Origin of the sequence: Clostridium pasteurianum DSM 525 = ATCC 6013 (assembly GCF_000807255.1) — a bacterium.
GTDB lineage: Bacteria > Bacillota > Clostridia > Clostridiales > Clostridiaceae > Clostridium_I > Clostridium_I pasteurianum.
This window is the reverse complement of record NZ_CP009268.1, coordinates 569,025-591,022: the sequence shown is the minus strand read 5'-3', so window position 1 is coordinate 591,022 and position 21,998 is coordinate 569,025. Positions and strand designations below refer to the sequence as shown.

Genomic DNA, 21,998 nt, shown 5'->3' with positions numbered 1-21,998 from the left:
TTAAAAGTTCCTGACTTTTACTATTATATTTTTCCTAAATAACTCTTCCTATAATCCTTTGGTGATACCCCCATAGTCTTCTTGAATATCTTTGAAAATCCAAGAGGATCATTATAGCCAACGGACCTTGCTATATCACTTATGGTAAGACTAGCATTATTCATGAGTTCACGAGCTCTATTCATCCTGAACTTTATTAGGTATTGTTGTGGAGACATACCCATATTTTCTCTAAAAAAGGCACTAAAATAGTTTTTATTTAAACCTATATTCTGTGCTAATTTTGATACAGTTACACTTCTTGAAAAATTAGTTTCAATAAAATTTAAAGTTTTTTTAATGTAAAGCTCTTTATAATTATTGTCTATAGCTTCATCTACATGAGATTTTTCAATTAACTCTGAAAGAAAGATTGCCAGTAATCCTTGAAGCCTCAATTCTTTTCCCTTTTTAAGCTCTGATGCCTTTCTCATTTCCTCAAAGCATTTTTTAACTAAATCCCCTTCCTCATAGGAAAATATAGGGTTGCTTTCCTCTAAATTAGCCAGTTTAAGATAGTTTTCAGCTTTAATTCCCTTAAATCCAACCCAGGTATATATCCAAGGCTCCTTCTTATCCGCTTCGTAATAGGTAATAGTATTGGGACATATTAAAAATCCCTGATTTTTTTCCAGCTTATACAATTTATCCTTAACGCAAAATTTACCTTTTCCTTCTAATATAAAATGAATTAAATAGTGATCTCTTACTGCTGGTCCAAAGGCATAGGAAGAATTACATTTTTCCATGCCGCACTGATACACTATAAGATCAGAACTCTCTTTATTAACTGTAGAAAAGAATGTTATTTCCCTTTTAGATTCCATATAAAAATCTCCCATCTATGAATCTCTACTTACTTATACATCTTGTATTTACAGTAATTTTACACAAATTATAAAAAGACATTTTCGTTTAATATTTAATTTTAATGAATAGATTTAATTCAGTTTATAATAATTCCATAAGTATAATAATAAATACTATATCTTAGATTATACCATATTTATCTTATATTTATCCATTTCATTTACTTATAATAATTTCTATAATTATTATAGCAAACGTTTTCTTTTACTTTTATTTTACTACAAATTTTTACTTACTGTATTGTATTAAAATATTAATTTAAATACAATACAGTAAATTAACATTACTTATTGAAAGTTTGCACTTACTAAGTTTTAAAGAAAACTAAATTTTTAAATAAATGTAATAGTATCAATAAAATTATTCTATTACATATTCTAAGGAGGTTATTATATGAGTATTATTTATGATGAAAATACAAAATCTTTTCACCTTACAGCTGGTGACAGCAGTTATATAATAGGAATAAATGATTACAATTACCTAACTCATCTATATTGGGGAAGAAAACTAAAAAGCTTTAATGTAAATGAACTTTCATACACTAAACGAAGAGGATCTTTTTCACCAAATACAGATCCAGATAATGAATCACTATCCCTGGACACATTACCTCAGGAATATCCAGGCTATGGTACCAGCGACTTTAGAGTGCCTGCTTATGAAGTACAGCTGGAAAATGGATCAACTATAACCGATTTAAGATATGACTCCCATAAGATTACAAAAGGTAAATCAAAACTTCAGGGGCTGCCTGCTACTTATGTAGAAAGTGATGATGAAGCTGAAACTTTAGAAATAACATTAAAGGACTCATTAATAGGGCTAGATGTAATATTATCCTATACAGCTTATAAAGACTATGATGCTATTACTAGAAATGTACGTTTTGTAAATAGCGGCAATACAAAATTAAAACTGCTTAGTGCCTTGAGTACAAGTATTGATTTTAACCATTGTAATTACGATTTTATGCACCTTCATGGTTCTTGGGCAAGAGAAAGATTAATCGAAAGAACTCCTCTTATAAATGGAAATCAATCCGTTGAAAGCAGACGTGGTGCAAGCAGTCATCAACATAATCCTTTCATAGCAATTCTAAGTAAAGATGCTACAGAAGACCATGGAGAGGTTTATGGCTTTAACTTAATTTACAGTGGAAATTTCATAGCCCAGGCAGAGGTAGATCAATATAAAACTACCAGAGTATCTATTGGTATAAATCCATTTGATTTTTCATGGCTTTTAGAATCTGGTGAGGCTTTCCAATCACCTGAAGCTGTACTGGTATATTCTTCAAAGGGTCTAGGTGAAATGTCAAGAACTTATCATAAACTCTATCGCAGTAGACTATGCAGAGGCAACTTCAGAGATAAAACAAGACCTGTCCTTGTAAATAACTGGGAGGCAACTTATTTTAACTTTAATGCAGAAAAAATAGAAAACATTGCTTCCGTTGCTAAGGAGCTTGGTATTGAGCTCTTTGTACTGGATGATGGCTGGTTTGGTAAAAGAGACAATGATGATTGCTCTTTAGGAGATTGGGTTGTAGATGAAAAAAAACTCCCTAATGGCCTAGACGATTTGGCAAATAGAATAAATAATCTGGATTTAAAATTTGGTTTATGGTTTGAGCCTGAAATGGTATCTCCTGACAGTGACTTATATAGAGCTCATCCAGACTGGTGCCTTCACGTACCTGACAGAAGACGTACTCAGGCAAGAAAACAACTAATTCTGGATCTTTCAAGAGAAGATGTGTGTGATTATATAATAAAATCAGTATCAGATATTTTAAGTACTGTTCATATAGAATACGTTAAATGGGACATGAATAGAAATATGACAGAAATAGGTTCCCAGTATCTACCAGTAGAGAGACAGAGAGAAACTGCTCACAGATATATACTTGGACTATATAAAATTTACGAAAAACTTACTGCTGATTTTCCAAATGTGTTATTTGAGGGATGCTCTGGCGGCGGCGGACGTTTTGATGGCGGTATACTATACTACATGCCTCAAATCTGGACCAGTGATGATACAGATGCAGTGGAAAGATTAAAAATACAATATGGTACCAGCATAGTTTATCCTATAAGTACTATGGGATCTCATGTTTCAGCTGTTCCAAATCATCAGGTACACAGAAACACTTCTCTAAAGACCAGAGGAGACGTAGCAATGTCTGGTAACTTTGGCTATGAACTTGATCTTACAAAGTTTTCTGAAGAAGAAAAGGAAATTGTAAAAGACCAGGTTAAACAATATAAATCTCTCAGGGAGCTTATTCAGTTCGGAAACATGTATAGACTTCTAAATCCTTTTGAAGGTACTGAAGCAGCTTGGATAGTAGTTTCAGAAGATAAGACAAAAGCCTTTGCAGCTTATTTCAGAGTACTGGCTACTCCAAATGAGCCAATAAGTAGAATAAAGTTTAAAGGACTTGATCCAGACAAGGACTACTCTATTACAGGAAAGGAAGGTACATTCTCTGGAGATGAATTGATGTATTCAGGTCTTGTTATTCCTGACTTAGAAGGTGACTATCAGAGCCTTACCTGGGTGCTGAGAAGCAATGATTAATTTAACCTGTTAAATTTTTTACACATACAAAAACCATGCAGTTATCTATCCTGCATGGTTTTTAATTACACTTTATTAAGCAGTCCTATGAGCGGACTTACGATCTGTGTCTACATCCATAGCAATATCCGCTTCAGATATTTTATCATGATCTTTAAGCTTTTTATACACTCCTCTATATACCCATATAGCATTAAAAAAAAGTAATGAACTAGTTATAAAAAAAACATATTTTATTCCCAGATGAGCTGCTATCTGTCCTCCAATTACAGATCCAGTAAAAGTCCCCATATAATATGCGGATATATTGAAGCCAAATATCCTTCCTGTAAACTTTTCTGGAGTTATCTTCTTTAAAAGAGTATTAATTGATGGTGATAAGCCAGCTGTAGCAATTCCAAGTCCAAAACGCAGAGCCATAAGCTGCCATGGATTTTTTACAAAGGCTTGAGGTATAAATACTATACCAGCTAAAATAAGTGCTCCTAAAACTACCTTTTGAGGTCCTATTCTATCAGAAAGCTTTCCAAGTCTAGGCGCAGCTATAATATTGGCAAGACCAGAAGCAGAAAATGCCATACCAGCAATTAAAGCAACATGATTCAAACTTCCAGCTAACTGACCTATATAGATGGTTATTATAGGTTCCACTGAATAATAGGCAAATTGTAATATAAAAGAACTTACAAACAAAGTTACTATAATATTAGAGTTTGGCAGCTGCTTCCACAGTTCCTTTGCACTTTCTACCTTTTTCTTCTCGGAAGGAACAAAATCCTCTTTAACAAAAAATAAAGTGGTAAAAAATGCTATAAGCATAAGTCCCCCAGTAAGAAAGAATGTAAATTTGAGACCTAGGAATTCATCTAAGTATCCTCCAACTAAAGGTCCGAGTAAGGAACCAGATACAAAAGCTGTAGACAGTACTCCCAGAGCCCATCCAGCATGTTTTTTTTCCGTCTGAGTTGCCACTAATGTAGTACAGGCTGTACTATATCCCGTTATAACTCCTTGAAGTATTCTAAGTCCAATAAGCTGATAAACGTTTTGTGCAAGTCCCATACTTCCAACCACAACAGCCATACCTAAACTGGCACGTAACAGCATGGGCTTACGTCCAAATCTATCTGCCACATACCCCCAAATAGGCGAAAAAATAGCGGATACAACAAATGTTGCTCCAAAAGCTATACCCGATATCTGTGAAATAGCAGATACATTATGAATTCCCAGCTGTTTTATGTAAAGAGGCATTATTGGTGCTATCTGACTCATTCCTATAAGAGTTACAAAGGTTCCAAACCAGCATACTATTAAATTTCTTTTCCAGATTTTCAATTAATATACATTCCCTTCGTGTTTATCATCTATATTTGTTCAAAATTTAACTATTATATATTAATTATACCCTCAAAAAAGCATTATTGCTATGTAATATTTTAATTTTCATGAACATTTTTAATATAAAAATTTAAGCTGACTTACAATGCGTATATCCGCATAATGTAAGTCAGCCTTATGTTTACCCCCATATATTCCCAATATTAAACAACTATTCTTTCAGATTCATCAATTATTCTTTTAAGTACATCAGGATAATTGGTTATAATTCCATCTATCCCAAGTTCCATAAGCCTTCTCATATATTTTTCCTCGTTCACCGTGTAAGTATTTATAGCTATATTGCTATCTTTAATTTCCTTTACTATATCTTCATTCATAACGGATGGAAAATAAGGATGAAGGGCATCTGCAGAAACTTTTTGTGCGTATTCATGAACCTTGTAAATATTTGCAGCATATAAGAGCCCTGTCTTTATGCTGCTGTCTATTTCTTTAACCTTTACCATGGAATAATGATTAAAGGAAGATAATATTACATTGTCCTTTAATCCATATTCATATATTTTTTCTATAATTCTCTTTTCCAAATTTTTATAGTTAATTATTCCATTTTTAAGTTCAATATTTACAAGTAAATTTTTATCTTTTACATAATCCATAAATTCATCTATATCAGGTATAGAGGTATTTTTAAATTCTTCTCCAAATTTTATCCCTGCATCTAATTTCTTTATTTCATCATAGGTAAGATCCTTAATGGACCCCTGGCCATTTGTGGTTCTATATACCATTTCATCGTGACATACTACAATTGCTCCATCCTTTGTAATATGTACATCTGTTTCTATACCGTCGCAGCCTGCTTCTACAGCTTTTCTAAAAGCTATCATAGTATTTTCAGGATATTTTCCACTAAAACCTCTATGAGCTATATTTAAACTTTTAACCATATCTCCATCTCCTTAAAATTAACCCAAATTATAATTGATTATTCAATCATTAGAATACTATAAAAGTATACTATTTGTAAGATGCTTTTATCAATTTAAATTCAGTTCTACCAATGGATTATAGTGGAAACTATTCAAATATAGTTTCCACTATAACTCAAGTAAAGAGCATTTGAAGTATAACTTATTTTTTATTATCTTCATTATATTTCTTTATAGCTGCATTTATAGTGTCTGCTGAAGATTTTAAAGTATCCTCAGGACTCTTCTTATTTTGAAGCATTTCTTCTATATTTGATTCAATTGTCTTTCTTGCCTCTGGGAATACTGACATAAGTGCTCCATTAGCAGTTGCTGGTGATGCGTGAAGCTGATCTATAGCAGTTTGGAATTGAGGTTTTTTAGCTAAATTATCCTTCATTACCTGTTCATCATAAGCTTTTGTTGTTACAGAGAAATATCCTGTTTGAGATGACCAGTAAGCTTGTTCTTTAGAAGATGCCATGAATTTCATAAATTCCCAAGTAGCCTTTTGTCTATCTTTATCTTTGCTGTCAATAGCCCATAGAGAAGCTCCACCTATAGAAACACCGCCATCTTTTACTCCATCAAAACTAGGGAAATAAGCTGTACCAACTTCAAATTTGTTTCCAACACCGCTTAAAGTTGAAGCAAGCACTGCTGTTGAATCCACATACATTGCAGTCTTACCAGCTATAAATGCATTTTTTGTATTATCCGTATCTCTACCAAAGTTTCCTGCATTACCGGAAGCCACAAGTTTTTTCCATTCATTTAATACTTTAAGTCCTGTTCCATTCTTATCAAATTCTACAGCAGTTGGTGCAGCACTTCTACCATTGTCATTATTTGCATAGTTTTCACCTTGTTTAGTTATAAACTGTTCAAAAAACCATCCATATACAGCCATAGAATAACCATATTGAGTTGTATTACCCGAAGCATCCTTCTTAGTCAATTTTGCCGCAGCCTGTTCTAGTTCAGCAAAGGTCTTTGGCGGCTTTTCAGGATCTAATCCTGCAGCCTTGAAAGCATCTTTATTGTAATACATTATAGGTGTAGATGAATTAAAAGGCATGGAATAGAGCTTTTTATTTACTGTATAATAGCTTGCTATATTTGGCTCTAGATCAGACACATCATACTTTTCCTCATCTATAAAATTCTGTACTGGTACAACCCATCCGCTATCTATCATAAATCTTGTACCTATATCGTATAACTGCATTACGTCAGGTCCCTGTTTTACTTTCTGAGCACTTTTTAATTTGTTTATTGCCTCATCATATTTACCTTGGAACTGTGCTTTAACCTTTATATCCTTATGAGAACTGTTAAAGTCATTTACCATTTTTGTAATAGCTTCTCCATTTTTACCTGACATGGAATGCCAGAATGTTATCTCTACCGGTTTCCCATCGGAAGCCTTTGCTCTACTGTTACTACCACTGCAGCCTGTAAAAATGCTTCCTAAAAGAAGTGAAGCGGTTAATAAGCCTATAATTTTCCTTTTCATTGTATTTCTCTCCTTAAAATTTATTATTCTACCTGATTACTATGAATACTTCAACATCTGAAGATCTCTGGATAATTTATTTAAACTTAGTGAAAGTAGAAACTTACATAAAATAATATTTATTGATTTTTTTATCTTTTAGCCCTTTACTGCACCAGAGGTCATTCCCTCTATAAGCTGTTTTTGTCCAAATACAAATATTAAAATAGAAGGTATCAGTATCATTATTATGCCTGCCATTATAGGACCAAAGGATTGATTGTCCACAGATTGAAGCATACTTATACCAATTTGTACTGTTCTTGATTCATCCTTGCTGGTAACAAGCAGAGGCCACATGTAGTGATTCCAGCTGGATAGGAAAGTATATACTCCAAAGGACCCTACTACAGTTTTTGACATAGGTAAAACTATTCTTAAAAAAAACTGAAAATTATTACATCCATCTATTTTAGCGGCTTCGTAAATCTCTCTAGGCAAAATCAAATAGTACTGCCTTATCATAAATATTCCCATAGCTGAACCTAAAAATGGAATAACCAAAGCCCTGTAGGTATCTAGAAGTCCCATCTCTCCGAAGGTAAGATAGTTTGATATAATAGTTGATTCACCTGGAATCATCATAGTTGCCAAAATAAGTATAAAAATTATTTTCTTTCCCTTAAATTCAAAGAATGAAAAGGCAAAAGCTGCTGCACAGGAAATTAAGATCTGCCCGGCAGTTATCAATGTAGACACAACAAAAGTGTTCAATATAAATCTTGGTATAGGTGCCATATTGAGCACATCGAGATAATTTTGAAAATGCAGTTCTCTAGGTATTAATTTCAGTGGATAGGAAAATGCCTGATCTCCTGACATAATACTTATATCTAGGGCATATAGAATAGGTAATATTGTAATTAATCCCAGTATTATGTTTACACCATAAAGTGCTACTTTACTTATATTCTTACTCATGTTTTCACCTCTCCCCCTGTAGATTTTTATTGATAAAATACCTTTTTCTTTTCATATCTGAATTGTACTAGAGTTATTATAAGAATTATGAAAAATAGAACTATTGACTGGGCACTTGCCAGTCCCAATTTATTATTAAAAAATGCATCTTTATATATGGAATGCACCAACACATTAGTAGCTTCTCCTGGTCCACCTTTGGTCATTATGTTTATTTCTCCAAAGGTCTGAAAGGATGTTATAAAATTTATTACCAGTACAAAGAAAAGTGTTGGAGACAGACAAGGTAATATTATATTCTTTAAACGCTGAAAATAATTTGCTCCATCTATAGCTGCACTTTCATTTAACTCTTTTGGTATATTCTTAAGTCCTGCAGTTATAAATATGAAATTCATACAGCTTCTAAGCCAAATACACACTATAGATACTGCAATGAATCCCCAAAATGGACTTGTAAGCCATTCTATATTTCTCTTTAATAAGAAATTTATAAAACCAATACTTGGATTAAATAAAAGCAGCCATATTACTGCCGCTGATGAAGACGATACTGCCAGAGGCATAGCATATAAAGTATTAAAAATCCCCTTTAGTTTCAGCTTATTATCAGCTAAAAGCGCCAGAATAAGTCCTATAAAAATAGATGGTACGGTAGTTACTACTACAAATTTCAAAGTAACCAGTATACTGTTTATAAAACTTGGTGATTTGAATAGCTCCAAGTAATTGGACATACCTGCAAAAGAACTTATATCTCCCTGGGCATTTGTATTAAATAAACTTATATATATAGTTTTAAAAAAAGGAAAATAAGTAAATCCTATAAAAACTATAAGGCAGGGAAGCAAGTACATATAGGGTTCCAGAAAACTTAACTTTTTTTTCTTCTCTGCAACTTGAGTTCCAGTAAAGTAATCCGATTTGGATACTTCTTCTAACTGCTCTGCTGCTTTTTCCATTTTAATACCTCCATAAAAAAATAATTGTATTAGTTACAACAGTTTTAAATTATAAATATACTTAGTTAATTTTGATTTACGCATAGGTTAAAATTTTTTTACTTATAATAACTATTTTTTACAAAGCAAAAAAACTTCACTAAATACTATTAGCATTCAGTGAAGTTTTCTCATTACCACTCGGTAATCTCTCTCCAATCCTTCCTTGGTCTTTTATGGGGATGCTGATTTCCATAACCTATAGCAACTGCTGCTACAAGTTCTTCTTTTTTGTCCAGCCAATCACATATGTCTTTATCAGAATAAAATATGTCACAAATCCAAAGTGTAGCCAGGCCCATATCCTCTGCCCCTAAAATCATATTTTCAATTGCAGCTCCTATGGATTGAGTATCTACAAGTAATTTATGCCTATTATAATCTTTTTCAGTATTGGAAAAAGCATTAAATACAAGAATTATGGTAGAGGACTCATTAATTGAATTAGTACTTAGCTCAAGGCTACCAATTTCCAATCCTTTTTCCCTGTGATCTTTAGCTGTGTTAGTCATAATTTCTACTAATTTATCTTTTTTGTTTCCCTGCAGTACAACAAATCTCCAAGGCTGACGATTTTTTGCAGAAGGAGATTTAGTGGCTATCTCCAGAAGTTTTTCTATACTTTCTGCGGGGATTAAATTACTTTTAAAACTTCTTATACTTCTTCTCTCATTTATTGCTCTTATAGTATCCATAATTATCACTCCTTAAACTGAGTTTAATTTTCAACTACCTTTTTACTGCCCTTATAAATTATCTACAAAATATAGATACTCAACTTGAAATATAAATTTATTTTTAAGTTTAATATCTATGTAGTTAATCTTGTTAATATAATTATTTTAGCACAATATTCAGAATTATCCAACTATATATCAAAAATACCCAAACTTTCACCTGACTAACTTGGCGTAAGACTCCAACGCACTCTGTACAGTCCTCGCACCAAATTAAAATTTGGGCTCTCTACTTTTCTTCAAGTGGGAGTTCGACGCCAAGTAAGCCATGCATTTGCAGTTCTAAAATTCAGACGGGGTAAAAGAATCCCCGCCTGAATTAAGAACTTGCTTGAATCTTTTATAAATTGTTTAATAACATTAAAAGCATATTGTTATTTATATAACAAAAACCAGGATACAATATCCTGGCTAATATATAAAGAATTATGTTTAAATGAGATAGTAACTAATTATAGTATACTATTTTTTCCTTTAATTGTATATAGAGCACCAAAACTTTGTTAACAAATCTACTTAATCTATTGTCATTAAAATTATTTATATTAAATCTATACAAAATTACAGATGCCCTGGACCATATGTCCAGAGCTAAAAAAGTATTAATTTTCACCTGACTAACTTGGCGTAAGTCTCCCAAACACTCTGTACAGCGATTCGCACAAAATTAAAATTTGGGTTCTCTGCTTGCACTCTGTACAGCCCTCACACAAAATCAAAAAGAAGATTTTGGTTCTCTGCTTTTCTTCAAGTGGGAGTTCAACGCCAAGTAAGTCATGCATTTGCAGTTCTAAAATTCAGATGGGGTAAAAGAATCCCCACCTGAATTAAGAATTTGCTTCAATTAATAAGTTTATCTAATAACTAACTGCCGTATATTAAGCTTATCTATAAAAATTTTCTTCTGTATATTAATTTACATTAACCCTAACCCATATATAATATATGCAAAAAACCTTTTAATTGACTATGCTTTAAATTACATGAGAGTAAATAATTATATAAATATTTTATTCCTGAACTGGTATCTGTATAATTTAATTACCAGAAGCTTTTAGATATACATAGGGGTTACTTGGCTTCTGAATTGGTTTCACAGCAGTAACCTTAATAAAGGGTATAGTCCTATTATCTGTATCTTCCTTATCAAAGTTAGCCATAGTATCCAGTACCCCGGTAATCTCTACCCACTGATCCTTTTGAATTACAGGTTTATCCATTTTAAAGGCGAGTCCCACCATTTCTGCATCTGCTGCACAGCATATTATAAGCATTCGTCCAATTACAAAAGTATTCTTTGGGAAAGTATTATCTGTATATACAAAACCATTGATTTTTATAGTTCTTCCTTTATATTTATTCATATTATAGGTTATTTCATTTACTACATCGGAATAATTCTGCTCATTTATATTTATATTTCCTCCTTGCATTGTATCATCACTGACTTGTAAATCAACATCAGCATTAGCTTTAGTTTTCACAGCAGAAGTTTTATTGGCTTCTAAATTTCCTGTCAAAGATGCATTGGTAGAAAATCCCTTTTGTGATACCATCTGAGCATTTATTCCCTGAGGATTTACCAGATATATTAAAATCAAAGGAAGTAAAAATATGCTGGAAGCTGCCTTCATATTTTCGTTTTTCACCTTAAATATCTTTTTTATCTGAAGCAGAGTCAATATTATAAAGATAAATAATGAAAAATACATATAAATAGTAAGTCTTGGATGAATAAAAAGATATATCTTTTTACTGGAAATAAGATAATATAGGCAGTAAGAGAAACCAAATAATATTATAAACCACTTCAATTCTTTAATATTTATTTTAAACATGAAACTCCCCCTATATTTTAACCCCTGCCATATTTACAATAATTCCTCCAGCAAAAGCTGCTATAAATATCAATATTGTCAGCTTCATAATAAATTTTGCCTTAAAGGCTTGGCTTAGCATGATGGTATTTTTTATATCCATCATTGGACCAAAGACTAAAAATGCTATTATGGAACCGCTGCTGAATTGTGCTGCAAAGCTTCTTGCAATAAAGGCATCTGTTTCTGAACAAACAGATAACAAATATGCCAAAGCTATCATAATTACAATTGAAATAATAGTATTATGACCTATGGATAACATATATTTTCTAGGGAGTACCACCTGCATTATTGAAGATAAAAAAGCTCCTGCTATAACAAATTTCCCCACACTGCGAAGTTCGCTGCTAGTATGTTCCAGTATATCCACAACGGAATCTGCAATACTCATATTTTTTCCAGATTTACTGTGATCATGACCACAGCTGCATTCTCCTCCATGCTCATGATGATGAATTGCATCATGTATGTGGAAATCTACTTTATTTTTAGTTTTATCCGTATTTAAATTATATATCCAGCGATTACATAGATTCTGTCTGGTAACAACTTGTCTATTTTCTTGGATCTTATTTTCAGGTTCAATTTTACTTATTATAAATCCAATAAGCATAGCACTAGTGCACCCTATACCTGCCCTCAATAAAACCATATATGGATTTCCAAGAAAGGCATAATAAGTTGATACCAGTACTACAGGATTTATTATTGGAACTGATAGCATGAAGGTGATTCCTATGTATAAAGGCATTCCCTTTTTTAATAATCTTCTAACTATGGGAACTATGGCACATTCACATACTGGAAATACTATTCCTATGATTCCCGCCAAAAAAATTCCTACAAATTTATTTTTAGGCAGTATTTTAGATATAGTTTCTTCAGATACAAAAATCTGAATTAACGAAGATATGAAAACTCCAATTATTATAAATGGAATGGCCTCTAGAATTATACTTAAGAATATAGTTGTAAAGCTTTGGACTATTGTGTTCTGTATTATTAAACTGAATTGATTTTTAAGTGATGCCATAATTAAAAGTAAAAGCATACCTATTGGCAATAAAATAATTAATATGGCTGGACTTGTTCCTCTGCTGGCTCTTTTCTCTAACAAATTTTTCACCTCATTTTAAATTGCTAACTATAGACATTCAATGTATTAAAACATTATTTTAAAAAATAAAACTTTTGAGTCTTAATTTTAAAATCCAACTTTATATAAAGTTGCTTGTCTATATCAATTTTTATTCTTATATACTATCTATATAGCACATTGAGATGAAATATTACCTAAAATAGTTTAAATTACATATAGGATTTTATTTTATAGTATCTTCACTATAATCTCTTATTTCATAAAACTAAGATAGTTCCTGTTTTAGAATTTCTATATAAGTATTATGCAACGCAACAAACTGACCACCTATAAAGTATCCATTGTCATATATACTTATATGCATTACCTGCACTATTGCTGGTATAGTTATTTTATCATATTTAAATATTACCTCAAGCACATCATTTATTTCAAATTTGCTTCTAGATACAAAGCCTATTCCTGAAATGGATAGGTTTATTCCCTGCAGCTTTAAATTAGTTTTTTCACCGTTTATACTGGTTATAATTATAGTATCATTATACTTAAGTCTTTTATAAATTCTTTTATTTTTTTTAAATATACTGTTTCTGTTAAATTGATAGTTATTATTATAATTATTTTTCATGAAGCTGGTCACCTCTTCTTATTGATTGTTATCAATGAATGTTAACCTTGGAGGATTAACTTTACTACTCTATATTTAAATTCAGATAATTTATCCCATTACTATCAGACCTAGTGTTCTATGGTAATCTATATAGTAATTCGCATAAAATTAAAATTCTTAATTTTATACTTGAAGATATATTGGCTCATATATTATTAAAATAATTATATAATCAGTTATATGAAATCATTATACTTTAATCAATAATGATTATCAACCTATTATACATTTTTATACTAATTAGTAAAAGTATACATATATTTTTTCTAGATAAAATATATTATTTTATAACTATTAAATCCTAGTTATTCAATGTTTAATGTAATAATAATTTCCAAAATATTCTTGATAATGGATTTCAATTAAGGTAAAATAAACTTAATTACTGTAATTAAGTTACAAGGAGTGCTGCTTATATATGGAAAATAATAAAAAAACTATAAAAGTTAAAGATTTAAAAGAAGGCATGATACTTGTTAATCCCATAAAATATGATAACATTGTACTTGTAGAAAAGGGAATACCTTTAACAAACAAATTAATAGAAAAATTAAGAGAAAAATATATTTACAGTCATATTGAAATATATTATGAACTAGAAGAATATACTCAAAAGGATTTAATCAAAATAGAAGAAGATTTTATTAAACTTACTTTTAATTTGGAAAAATTATTTTCTAAAGCCAATAAATTAGATTCAATAGACATGGAAGACATTAGAAGTTTTTCTGCTAAAATAAAAGAATCCCTATACTTTACAGATTCTATTATAAAAAATATTGTGCTTTATGGCAGCGGTAAAGACAGCATTTACAGGCATGGGGTTAATGTGGCAGCCCTAAGTTTAATACTTGGAAAATGGATTGGACTAGATGATAAACAATTAAATTTACTTACTTATGCATCCATATTGCATGATTTTGGAAAAACTAAAATAGATAATTCTATTATAAATAAAGTAGATAAATTGACCCTTAATGAAATAAATAAATTAAGGACTCATCCTATAATAGGCTATCAACTCATAAACAAAATAAACTTTTTGGACAAATCAGTAGCTAATTCCATACTTATGCATCATGAAAGAGAAGATGGATCAGGATATCCTTTGAGATTAAAAGCTGATAAAATTCATCCTTTTGCAAAAATAATTGCTATTGCTGATACCTTTGATGCAATTAATTCCAATAGAGCCTATAGATCAAGAAAGAAGCCTTTTGAAGCATTGCAGATAATTAAAGAAGACAGTATAGGAAAGCTTGATTACAATTACTGTACAATATTTTTGAATCACATGATTAATTATTATATGGGTGAGAATGTATTACTCAGTGATGATAGAGTATGTAAAATAATACAAATACATAAAAATGATTTTTTAAGGCCTTTATTATTATCAGAAGACGGTTTCATAGATTTAAAAGATAATAAAGACTTATACGTAAAACAGTTATTTCTAGATACTAAATACTTATAGGGCAAAAGAAGTACAAACTATACTTTTTCATAGTCTTGTACTTCTCCATACTTTATATATAAAATTAAAGTTATCTATCCAAGTATAAGCAAATACAATGCTATTAATTTAAAGATAGCATCTTATGTATTTGAGGTATTATCCTTGGAACCAATCCCTTACTTTTACAAAGTTCAAAGGCAGCTCTTAATTTTTCTGAATTTACAAGCATCTTATCCCCCTGCATCATAGGTTGAATATATACCTTTATATTGTTCCTGTAGGGCTCCACTAATGCCAAATAATTATTTAACTCTTCCTGATTGAAATTATTATCTATAACTACTTTTACATAAGTTGCTATATTATTTTCCACGCACTGCTTTAAGAATAATCTATGTTCATTCATTAAATTCTTCTTATCTTCTAGATAACTTGCCAGCTTTAAATCCATGGATACAATATCTACATATTCAGCTATGCCGCTAAGCTCCTCTGCTAAAGTCCCATTAGTTTCTAAAAATATTTTAGTATCCCTGGCTCTTTTAAATTTAGGTAAAAATTCTTTTAAAAAATCTATGTTAATTAAAGGCTCTCCTCCAGTAAGACTGATAGAGTGAACACTGTTTTCAGGATCTAATTTTTCTATGAGCTTTATGAGTTCCTCTGGACTTACTGGATTTTTAACTGACTCATAATTATTCAAATCCCAATTTTTATAAAACTTTAAATGTTCAGATTTATTTATGTCTGTATCACAATAATTGCATTTTATATTGCAGCCTATAAATCTTACAAATATCTGTTCATAACCTACATATTCAGCTTCACCCTGTATTGATTTAAATATTTCCTTTATATAGGCTCTTTGCGGCATAGACTATTCCTCCTAATCTTGTTGTAGTTCTAATTAACTTATATGTTATATTATGTATGACAATCCTATCTATAATTCAGCTGCTTATAAACAGATTGCTTTGTTCCAAATGAACTTTTCTGTTTACAGCCTCTGAAAATTTAAAATACTTTCTTTTAATCTAATAATTTTATTAATCCTTAGTTACAGTAACCCAAGAATCAGGATTTTCAAAAACTTTTATAAAGCTGAGTTCTAAGCCCTTATCAAGCTTATCTTCAATTTTTTCATATATAACTCTTCCTATATTTTCTGCCGTTGGAGCAAGCTCTTTAAATTCTTCTAATTCATTTAAAAATTTATGATCGAATTCATCACAAATGCTCTTCAATTCTTTCTTTAGAATTGTAAAATCAAATAGCATTCCATTTTCTAATTTATTGCCCTTTACCCCTGCTTCTACAAACCAAGTATGTCCATGGATATTTCTACACTTACCCTTATATTCAGGAATAAAATGTGCTGCATCAAATTTCACCTTTTTAATCACTTCATAAGTAAACATAATTTCTACTCCTTTTCCTATACGTTATGACAATAAAATAACTAGGGGATATTTGCTTACCCTAGTTATTTTATTGCTTTTAATTTTGCTATATCTGCGTAATTATTTGCCGTTACTATCTCCACTGTTGATAGGTCTTTTCTAAGCCCTTCTACATTACCTTTTATGTGCACTATATCATTGTTCATTTTATCATGCTCAGCTTTGCTTACTTCTGCTGAATGTTCAAGAGTTCTTACTATTTCATAAGTCTCATTAAGCCTTACTTCTAACCTACTCTGTCCCCGTTCCAAACTTGCGTAGTTTTCCTTTAACTCTTTCTGTCCTAGTTCTAGACTTGCGTAGTTTTTCTTTAACTCATTTTGTCCCAGCTCTAATCTCTTTAATATTTCCAAAATCTCTTTATCCACTATTTCACCACCTAATTATAAGTTTATACTCTTTTTCATGATTTTGACCACTTTTCTATATATTAATACAACTATTTCAATAAATTCTATAAACAAAGTTCTTTACTTCAGATGTTTTTTTCATCTGAAGTTTAGAAATTGTTATCCAGGGACATAGCAGCCGTTGTCTCCCACTGTACAAAGTGCACTGGGAGTATTACGGCTGGTAGTCATCGGATAAATAATTATTTCACTATTAATATGGGCAGCAAATACCTAAGATTTAATTTTACTGATATTAATATTATATACTGATTCACTGAAATATACCATTATAAATTTTTTTAAAAATCCCCTTCATTTTAAGCTATCTATTTATTATTTTAACCTGCTGTCAATTTCAATTATCAATTGTTTTCACCTCATCTTTTTTCATTAGATTGACAATTATCATATCAATTGATATATTAAACTCAAGCTTATTGCACTTGAGTTTAATATTTTTATAGATTAAATACTCAAAACAGAAATGGTTACTAAATAAATGTATATTCACTATAATTTATATGCTAATTACACATGGGGAATGGGAGGAGAAATTGACTTGGAACTTAATCGCAGAAATATGCAAAAAATTATTTCAATTATAGTAATAGCTGTTTTACTATATTGGGGATTACAAAATCTTTCAACTGTGTCGAGTTTTTTTAGCAGAACTTTTCAAATACTAACTCCCTTTTTACTAGGTATGTGTATGGCCTTTGTCCTTAACGTACCCATGAGAATAATTGAGAAAAAACTATTTTCTTATAATTTAAAAAGTAAAAAGAACATAAATGATAAAATCAAACGTCCTATAAGTATTTTATTGACAATTATATTTATACTGGCCATTATAATACTCGTTACTGGTATCGTTATTCCAGAATTAATTGATACCATTAGCACCCTTAGTACAAATGTATCAAATTCTATTTTAAAACTTCAAGGGTTATATAATAGACTGATGTTAAAACTGCCTGAAATAATTCCCATAAACACCATAAACAATATCAACTGGGATGAAATCAATAAAACAGCTCTTGATTTTCTAAAAATTGGTACTACTAATATTTTAGGCTTAACTGTAAGTATAGCTAGCTCTATATTCAGTGGTATTCTCAATTTTATTTTAGGCCTTGTGTTTGCAATTTATATTTTAATTCAAAAAGAAAAACTTTCAAAGCAATTTAAGAAAATTATGTATGCCTATTTACCAGAAGGAAAAGTAGATAGAATTCTATATATACTAAGACTTTCAAGTAAAATTTTTTCAAACTTTATATCTGGTCAATGTCTTGAGGCAGTAATTTTAGGGGCTATGTTCTTTATAAGTATGACTATATTGGGCTTACCTTATGCCTTAATAATAGGAGTATTAATATCTTTTACGGCATTAATTCCTCTAGTAGGAGGTTTTATAGGATTATTTGTAGGAACCTTTCTAATTTTGGTATCGGATCCTGTAAAGGCCCTATGGTTTATAATCTTATTTTTCATACTGCAGCAAATAGAAGGTAATCTAATATATCCAAGAGTAGTAGGAAATTCTGTAGGTCTGCCTGCTATTTGGGTATTGGCTGCAATAACACTGCTTGGAAGCACTTTTGGTATTGTGGGAATGCTGGTAAGTGTACCCGTATTTTCAGTAATATATACTCTTTTAAGAGAAGATGTTTATCCGAGACTAAAAGCAAAAAAAATTTCACCTGAAAAGTTAAAATAGCCAAAAAACTGTCTTACAATGTATGCATATACGTTGTAAGACAGTTTTTTTAAAACTCTCATTAACATTCTACAACACTCCCTTTTAATATCCTTTCAGTATAAATAAAAAGAATTGAGTTTACTACTAACTTTATAATAAAACTCAATTAATTGAGTTTGTTCTGAACTAAGTTTAGATAACTCCTTTACAGAATAAGACTCTTATATATCTAAAATAAGATTTATAACATAAAATATTACTAATTAAATAAAAATTTATGTAAAATTACTTATTTATAATCTGATCTTGCCAAGTATCACTAGAATCACTGCATTTATTGCATACACTAGATACCACCATACTTATACTATCTACTGTGATATTGTAATTCTGTTCCATTTTTCCCATAATTATTTCCCAATTTTTAAATAATTTGCTTTCATCTATATCTATTAACTTATTACACTCTGTACACTGTGCATGTACATGGACTTTATGTTCTCCAGTACATTCTATCTCATAGTAATTGGAATTAGATATATTTATGCACTTTAATATTCCAACTTTTTCAAGTATAATAACATTTCTGTAAACAGTGCTAAGACCTATATTTTTTCTTTTAACTTTACTGTATATCTCATCAATACTCATGTGTTTTTTATTTTTATTAATAACATTTATTATCTGAAACCTCTGCCTTGTAAGCTTATATCCATTATTTTTTAATTTTGATCTTATATAATCAATATCATCTATGGTATACATAATTAACAACACCCTTTTATATGATACTTTTTTATTTATTAAATTTTATATTTTTTATATTTAACTATGTAAAGTATCGTTAAAATTATTTAACCCCATTAATAAAAATATGAAATTCAATTGAATTCCATATTTCTTAAAATTAGTTATCATATATACAGTCTGCAGACTGCATATATGTAACAGCTTATAAAAAGTAATAAATACTAAATTTAATGTTTACAACAATCACTAGAACCATCACAACCACCAGAGCAGCCGCAGCCACCTCCATTTTTGTGAGATTTATATACCTTATATCCTGAAAATCCTATAAGTCCAATAACAATTACGCCAACTATAAATGTAGACATATTACATCACCGCTTCCTTTTCACTATCTATAGAATTACCAATTTCATTATGAGAAGTTTTACTTGGCTTTCTAAATAATAAATAAATCAATACAAGAATTAAAGCAAAAGCTACTACTGTTCCAAATCCAAAACTACCGCCTGTAACCAACGAACCTACCTGATTTATAATCAATGCTACTGCATAGGCAAATACAGTTTGATATCCAATAGCGAACCAAGTCCATTTTGCTGAACCCATTTCATTACGAACTGCACCAATAGCAGCAAAACAAGGTGCACATAACAAATTGAATACAAGGAAACTATAAGCAGCTACCTGGGTGAAAGATGCATGGAGGGTTCCCCAAACCTCTGCTCCATCTTCAGCAACTTCAGCAAAACCATAGAGAATACCAAAAGTTCCAACTACATTTTCTTTAGCAATAAGTCCTGTTATAGTAGCCACTGCTGCTCTCCAGTTCCCCCATCCAAGTGGTGCAAATATAACTGCAATTACACGTCCTATAGAAGCAAGTATGGAGTCTTCTGCATCTACCATTGCAAGATTCCAGCTGAAAGTACTTAAGAACCACACACCAACTGTAGCAAGTAATATTACAGTTCCTGCTTTTTGTACAAAGTGCTTTGAACGATCCCACATGTGAATAAGAACATTTTTAATTCCTGGAATATGATATGTTGGAAGTTCCATTACAAAAGGAGCAGGAGTTCCTGAGAAAAGCTTTGTTTTTTTCAGCATAATACCTGATATAATAATTGCTGCGATCCCAACAAAGTAAGCTGAAGGAGCTACCCATACAGATCCAGGGAATAAAGCACCTGCAATAAGAGCTATAATAGGAAGTTTTGCACCACAAGGAATAAAAGTAGTAACGATAATAGTCATTCTTCTATCATGTTGATTTTCAATTGTACGTGTTGACATAATACCAGGAACACCACATCCTGTACCAATTAATATTGGAATAAACGACTTACCTGACAATCCAAATTTTCTAAATATACGATCCATGATAAATGCGATACGAGCCATATATCCACAATCCTCTAATATGGAAAGGCAGAAAAATAGCACAAGCATTTGAGGTAAGAATCCAAGTACAGCACCCACACCAGCTACAATACCATCTAAGATAAGAGAATTAAGCCACTCAGCAGTACCTATTGCTGTTAAGAAATTTCCTACAGCATTTGGAACAATTTCACCAAACAACACATCATTTACCCAATCAGTTCCTATGGATCCAATGGATGAAACTGCAAGATAATATACAAGGAACATTACTCCTGCAAAAATAGGAAGTCCAAGCCATCTGTTTGTAACAATCCCGTCTATTTTATCGGAAGTTGTGTGCTTACCTCTGTACTTCTTATGTACAGCTTGTTTTATAACCTTACTGATATACAAATAACGTTCATTAGTTATAATACTTTCGCCATCATCATCAAGTTTTTCTTCATAAACTTCAATAATGCTGTTGATTTTTTCTTTTAAATCAGAAGAAAGGGATAGTTGTTCGTGAATTTTCTCATCTCGCTCAAATAACTTTATAGCCACCCAACGAAGATTTAAATTATTTATATGGTTTTGAATAACGTCTTGAATTTTTGTAAGAGCATCCTCTACGTCTTTTGAAAAAGTATGAATTGAAGAAAAAATATTTTTAGCTTTTGCAAGTTCTATTGCCTTTTGGGCTACTTCCTTAGAACCAATGCCCTTTAATGCGGATGTTTCAACAACTTCACAGCCAAGGGTTTCCTTTAATTTTTTTAAATCTATAGTATCTCCATTTTTACGGACAACATCAATCATGTTTACAGCCATGACAACTGGTATACCAATTTCTACAAGTTGTGTGCTTAAATATAGATTTCTTTCTATGTTAGTACCATCAATAATATTAATAATAGCATCTGGTTTTTCGTTGATTAGATAATTTCTTGAAACCACTTCCTCCAAAGTATATGGAGAAAGGGAATATATTCCTGGTAAATCCTGAATAATAACATCTTTGTGTCCTTTAAGTTTACCTTCTTTTTTTTCTACAGTTACCCCTGGCCAGTTACCTACGTACTGTGAGCTTCCAGTCAAATCATTGAACATAGTTGTCTTACCACTGTTTGGATTACCTGCAAGAGCAATTTTAATTGACAATTTTATCCCTCCTAATTTAATATAAATTATTTATAA

Annotated in this window: 19 protein-coding genes; 3 read left to right on the top strand and 16 right to left on the bottom strand. The window is 30.9% G+C overall.

Annotated elements, in window-relative coordinates:
* Positions 1 to 23 precede the first annotated feature (23 nt).
* Positions 24 to 866, bottom strand: a complete 843-nt coding sequence (locus CLPA_RS02645) for an AraC family transcriptional regulator (RefSeq protein WP_004455250.1) — start codon at positions 864 to 866, stop codon at positions 24 to 26.
* Between the two features lie 436 nt (positions 867 to 1,302).
* Here CLPA_RS02645 and CLPA_RS02640 point away from each other — a divergent pair, with 436 nt between their 5' ends.
* Entirely contained in the window at positions 1,303 to 3,495 is a 2,193-nt protein-coding gene (locus CLPA_RS02640) for an alpha-galactosidase (protein ID WP_004455248.1), read from the top strand.
* A gap of 75 nt (positions 3,496 to 3,570) precedes the next feature.
* On the opposite strand, the gene CLPA_RS02635 is transcribed toward CLPA_RS02640, so the two are convergent.
* From CLPA_RS02635 to CLPA_RS02595, 9 genes are all read right to left on the bottom strand, one after another.
* The gene (locus CLPA_RS02635) at positions 3,571 to 4,833 is read right to left on the bottom strand and encodes a multidrug efflux MFS transporter (protein ID WP_004455246.1); all 1,263 of its coding nucleotides are present in this window, start codon (positions 4,831 to 4,833) and stop codon (positions 3,571 to 3,573) included.
* 206 nt (positions 4,834 to 5,039) lie between these two features.
* Positions 5,040 to 5,789: a glycerophosphodiester phosphodiesterase gene (locus tag CLPA_RS02630; protein ID WP_004455244.1), complete on the bottom strand. Its 750-nt coding sequence runs from the start codon at positions 5,787 to 5,789 to the stop codon at positions 5,040 to 5,042.
* A 184-nt stretch (positions 5,790 to 5,973) separates the two neighbouring features.
* Positions 5,974 to 7,326 (bottom strand): ABC transporter substrate-binding protein, encoded by a 1,353-nt coding sequence (locus CLPA_RS02625; protein ID WP_004455242.1) that lies wholly within the window; start codon positions 7,324 to 7,326, stop codon positions 5,974 to 5,976.
* 138 nt (positions 7,327 to 7,464) lie between these two features.
* Positions 7,465 to 8,286, bottom strand: a complete 822-nt coding sequence (locus CLPA_RS02620) for a carbohydrate ABC transporter permease (protein WP_004455241.1) — start codon at positions 8,284 to 8,286, stop codon at positions 7,465 to 7,467.
* Between the two features lie 26 nt (positions 8,287 to 8,312).
* Positions 8,313 to 9,248: a carbohydrate ABC transporter permease gene (locus CLPA_RS02615; RefSeq protein WP_004455239.1), complete on the bottom strand. Its 936-nt coding sequence runs from the start codon at positions 9,246 to 9,248 to the stop codon at positions 8,313 to 8,315.
* Positions 9,249 to 9,421: 173 nt separating this feature from the next.
* Positions 9,422 to 9,982 (bottom strand): nitroreductase family protein, encoded by a 561-nt coding sequence (locus tag CLPA_RS02610; RefSeq protein ID WP_004455238.1) that lies wholly within the window; start codon positions 9,980 to 9,982, stop codon positions 9,422 to 9,424.
* A gap of 1,079 nt (positions 9,983 to 11,061) precedes the next feature.
* A complete protein-coding gene (locus tag CLPA_RS02605; protein WP_004455236.1) occupies positions 11,062 to 11,862 on the bottom strand; it encodes a TIGR03943 family putative permease subunit in 801 nt (266 codons plus the stop codon).
* A gap of 10 nt (positions 11,863 to 11,872) precedes the next feature.
* Positions 11,873 to 13,030, bottom strand: a complete 1,158-nt coding sequence (locus CLPA_RS02600) for a permease (protein ID WP_236900373.1) — start codon at positions 13,028 to 13,030, stop codon at positions 11,873 to 11,875.
* 238 nt (positions 13,031 to 13,268) lie between these two features.
* Entirely contained in the window at positions 13,269 to 13,631 is a 363-nt protein-coding gene (locus CLPA_RS02595; RefSeq protein WP_004455233.1) for a PilZ domain-containing protein, read from the bottom strand.
* A 460-nt stretch (positions 13,632 to 14,091) separates the two neighbouring features.
* On the opposite strand from CLPA_RS02595, the gene CLPA_RS02590 reads away from it, so the two are divergent.
* Positions 14,092 to 15,150 (top strand): HD-GYP domain-containing protein, encoded by a 1,059-nt coding sequence (locus CLPA_RS02590; RefSeq protein WP_004455232.1) that lies wholly within the window; start codon positions 14,092 to 14,094, stop codon positions 15,148 to 15,150.
* 103 nt (positions 15,151 to 15,253) lie between these two features.
* Here CLPA_RS02590 and CLPA_RS02585 read toward each other — a convergent pair whose 3' ends face one another.
* The 3 genes from CLPA_RS02585 to CLPA_RS02575 all read right to left on the bottom strand — a co-directional run bounded on the left by CLPA_RS02585 (position 15,254) and on the right by CLPA_RS02575 (position 16,960).
* The gene (locus tag CLPA_RS02585) at positions 15,254 to 16,006 is read right to left on the bottom strand and encodes a 7-carboxy-7-deazaguanine synthase QueE (protein WP_004455231.1); all 753 of its coding nucleotides are present in this window, start codon (positions 16,004 to 16,006) and stop codon (positions 15,254 to 15,256) included.
* A 172-nt stretch (positions 16,007 to 16,178) separates the two neighbouring features.
* Positions 16,179 to 16,550 (bottom strand): 6-carboxytetrahydropterin synthase QueD, encoded by a 372-nt coding sequence (queD, locus tag CLPA_RS02580; RefSeq protein ID WP_004455230.1) that lies wholly within the window; start codon positions 16,548 to 16,550, stop codon positions 16,179 to 16,181.
* Between the two features lie 65 nt (positions 16,551 to 16,615).
* Positions 16,616 to 16,960: a hypothetical protein gene (locus tag CLPA_RS02575; RefSeq protein WP_004455229.1), complete on the bottom strand. Its 345-nt coding sequence runs from the start codon at positions 16,958 to 16,960 to the stop codon at positions 16,616 to 16,618.
* Between the two features lie 604 nt (positions 16,961 to 17,564).
* Here CLPA_RS02575 and CLPA_RS02570 point away from each other — a divergent pair.
* Positions 17,565 to 18,704 (top strand): AI-2E family transporter, encoded by a 1,140-nt coding sequence (locus CLPA_RS02570; protein WP_236906090.1) that lies wholly within the window; start codon positions 17,565 to 17,567, stop codon positions 18,702 to 18,704.
* A gap of 267 nt (positions 18,705 to 18,971) precedes the next feature.
* Here the strand turns inward: CLPA_RS02570 and CLPA_RS02565 are convergent, their stop codons facing one another.
* From CLPA_RS02565 to feoB, 3 genes are all read right to left on the bottom strand, one after another.
* Positions 18,972 to 19,451: a Fur family transcriptional regulator gene (locus CLPA_RS02565; protein WP_004455226.1), complete on the bottom strand. Its 480-nt coding sequence runs from the start codon at positions 19,449 to 19,451 to the stop codon at positions 18,972 to 18,974.
* Between the two features lie 212 nt (positions 19,452 to 19,663).
* Positions 19,664 to 19,804 carry a FeoB-associated Cys-rich membrane protein gene (locus CLPA_RS20280; RefSeq protein WP_076719202.1) on the bottom strand — a complete coding sequence of 47 codons (141 nt, stop codon included), beginning with the start codon at positions 19,802 to 19,804 and terminating at the stop codon, positions 19,664 to 19,666.
* Position 19,805: 1 nt separating this feature from the next.
* The gene (feoB, locus tag CLPA_RS02560; RefSeq protein ID WP_004455224.1) at positions 19,806 to 21,962 is read right to left on the bottom strand and encodes a ferrous iron transport protein B; all 2,157 of its coding nucleotides are present in this window, start codon (positions 21,960 to 21,962) and stop codon (positions 19,806 to 19,808) included.
* Positions 21,963 to 21,998: the final 36 nt, after the last annotated feature.

What these genes read in the sequence shown, in the direction of transcription:
- CLPA_RS02645 (WP_004455250.1), bottom strand. Translation starts at nt 866, where the DNA reads ATGGAATCTAAAAGGGAAATAACATTCTTTTCTACAGTTAATAAAGAG.
- CLPA_RS02640 (WP_004455248.1), top strand. Translation starts at nt 1,303, where the DNA reads ATGAGTATTATTTATGATGAAAATACAAAATCTTTTCACCTTACAGCT.
- CLPA_RS02630 (WP_004455244.1), bottom strand. Translation starts at nt 5,789, where the DNA reads ATGGTTAAAAGTTTAAATATAGCTCATAGAGGTTTTAGTGGAAAATAT.
- CLPA_RS02625 (WP_004455242.1), bottom strand. Translation starts at nt 7,326, where the DNA reads ATGAAAAGGAAAATTATAGGCTTATTAACCGCTTCACTTCTTTTAGGA.
- CLPA_RS02620 (WP_004455241.1), bottom strand. Translation starts at nt 8,286, where the DNA reads ATGAGTAAGAATATAAGTAAAGTAGCACTTTATGGTGTAAACATAATA.
- CLPA_RS02615 (WP_004455239.1), bottom strand. Translation starts at nt 9,248, where the DNA reads ATGGAAAAAGCAGCAGAGCAGTTAGAAGAAGTATCCAAATCGGATTAC.
- CLPA_RS02610 (WP_004455238.1), bottom strand. Translation starts at nt 9,982, where the DNA reads ATGGATACTATAAGAGCAATAAATGAGAGAAGAAGTATAAGAAGTTTT.
- CLPA_RS02605 (WP_004455236.1), bottom strand. Translation starts at nt 11,862, where the DNA reads ATGTTTAAAATAAATATTAAAGAATTGAAGTGGTTTATAATATTATTT.
- CLPA_RS02595 (WP_004455233.1), bottom strand. Translation starts at nt 13,631, where the DNA reads ATGAAAAATAATTATAATAATAACTATCAATTTAACAGAAACAGTATA.
- CLPA_RS02590 (WP_004455232.1), top strand. Translation starts at nt 14,092, where the DNA reads ATGGAAAATAATAAAAAAACTATAAAAGTTAAAGATTTAAAAGAAGGC.
- CLPA_RS02585 (WP_004455231.1), bottom strand. Translation starts at nt 16,006, where the DNA reads ATGCCGCAAAGAGCCTATATAAAGGAAATATTTAAATCAATACAGGGT.
- queD (WP_004455230.1), bottom strand. Translation starts at nt 16,550, where the DNA reads ATGTTTACTTATGAAGTGATTAAAAAGGTGAAATTTGATGCAGCACAT.
- CLPA_RS02570 (WP_236906090.1), top strand. Translation starts at nt 17,565, where the DNA reads ATGCAAAAAATTATTTCAATTATAGTAATAGCTGTTTTACTATATTGG.
- CLPA_RS02565 (WP_004455226.1), bottom strand. Translation starts at nt 19,451, where the DNA reads ATGTATACCATAGATGATATTGATTATATAAGATCAAAATTAAAAAAT.
- CLPA_RS20280 (WP_076719202.1), bottom strand. Translation starts at nt 19,804, where the DNA reads ATGTCTACATTTATAGTTGGCGTAATTGTTATTGGACTTATAGGATTT.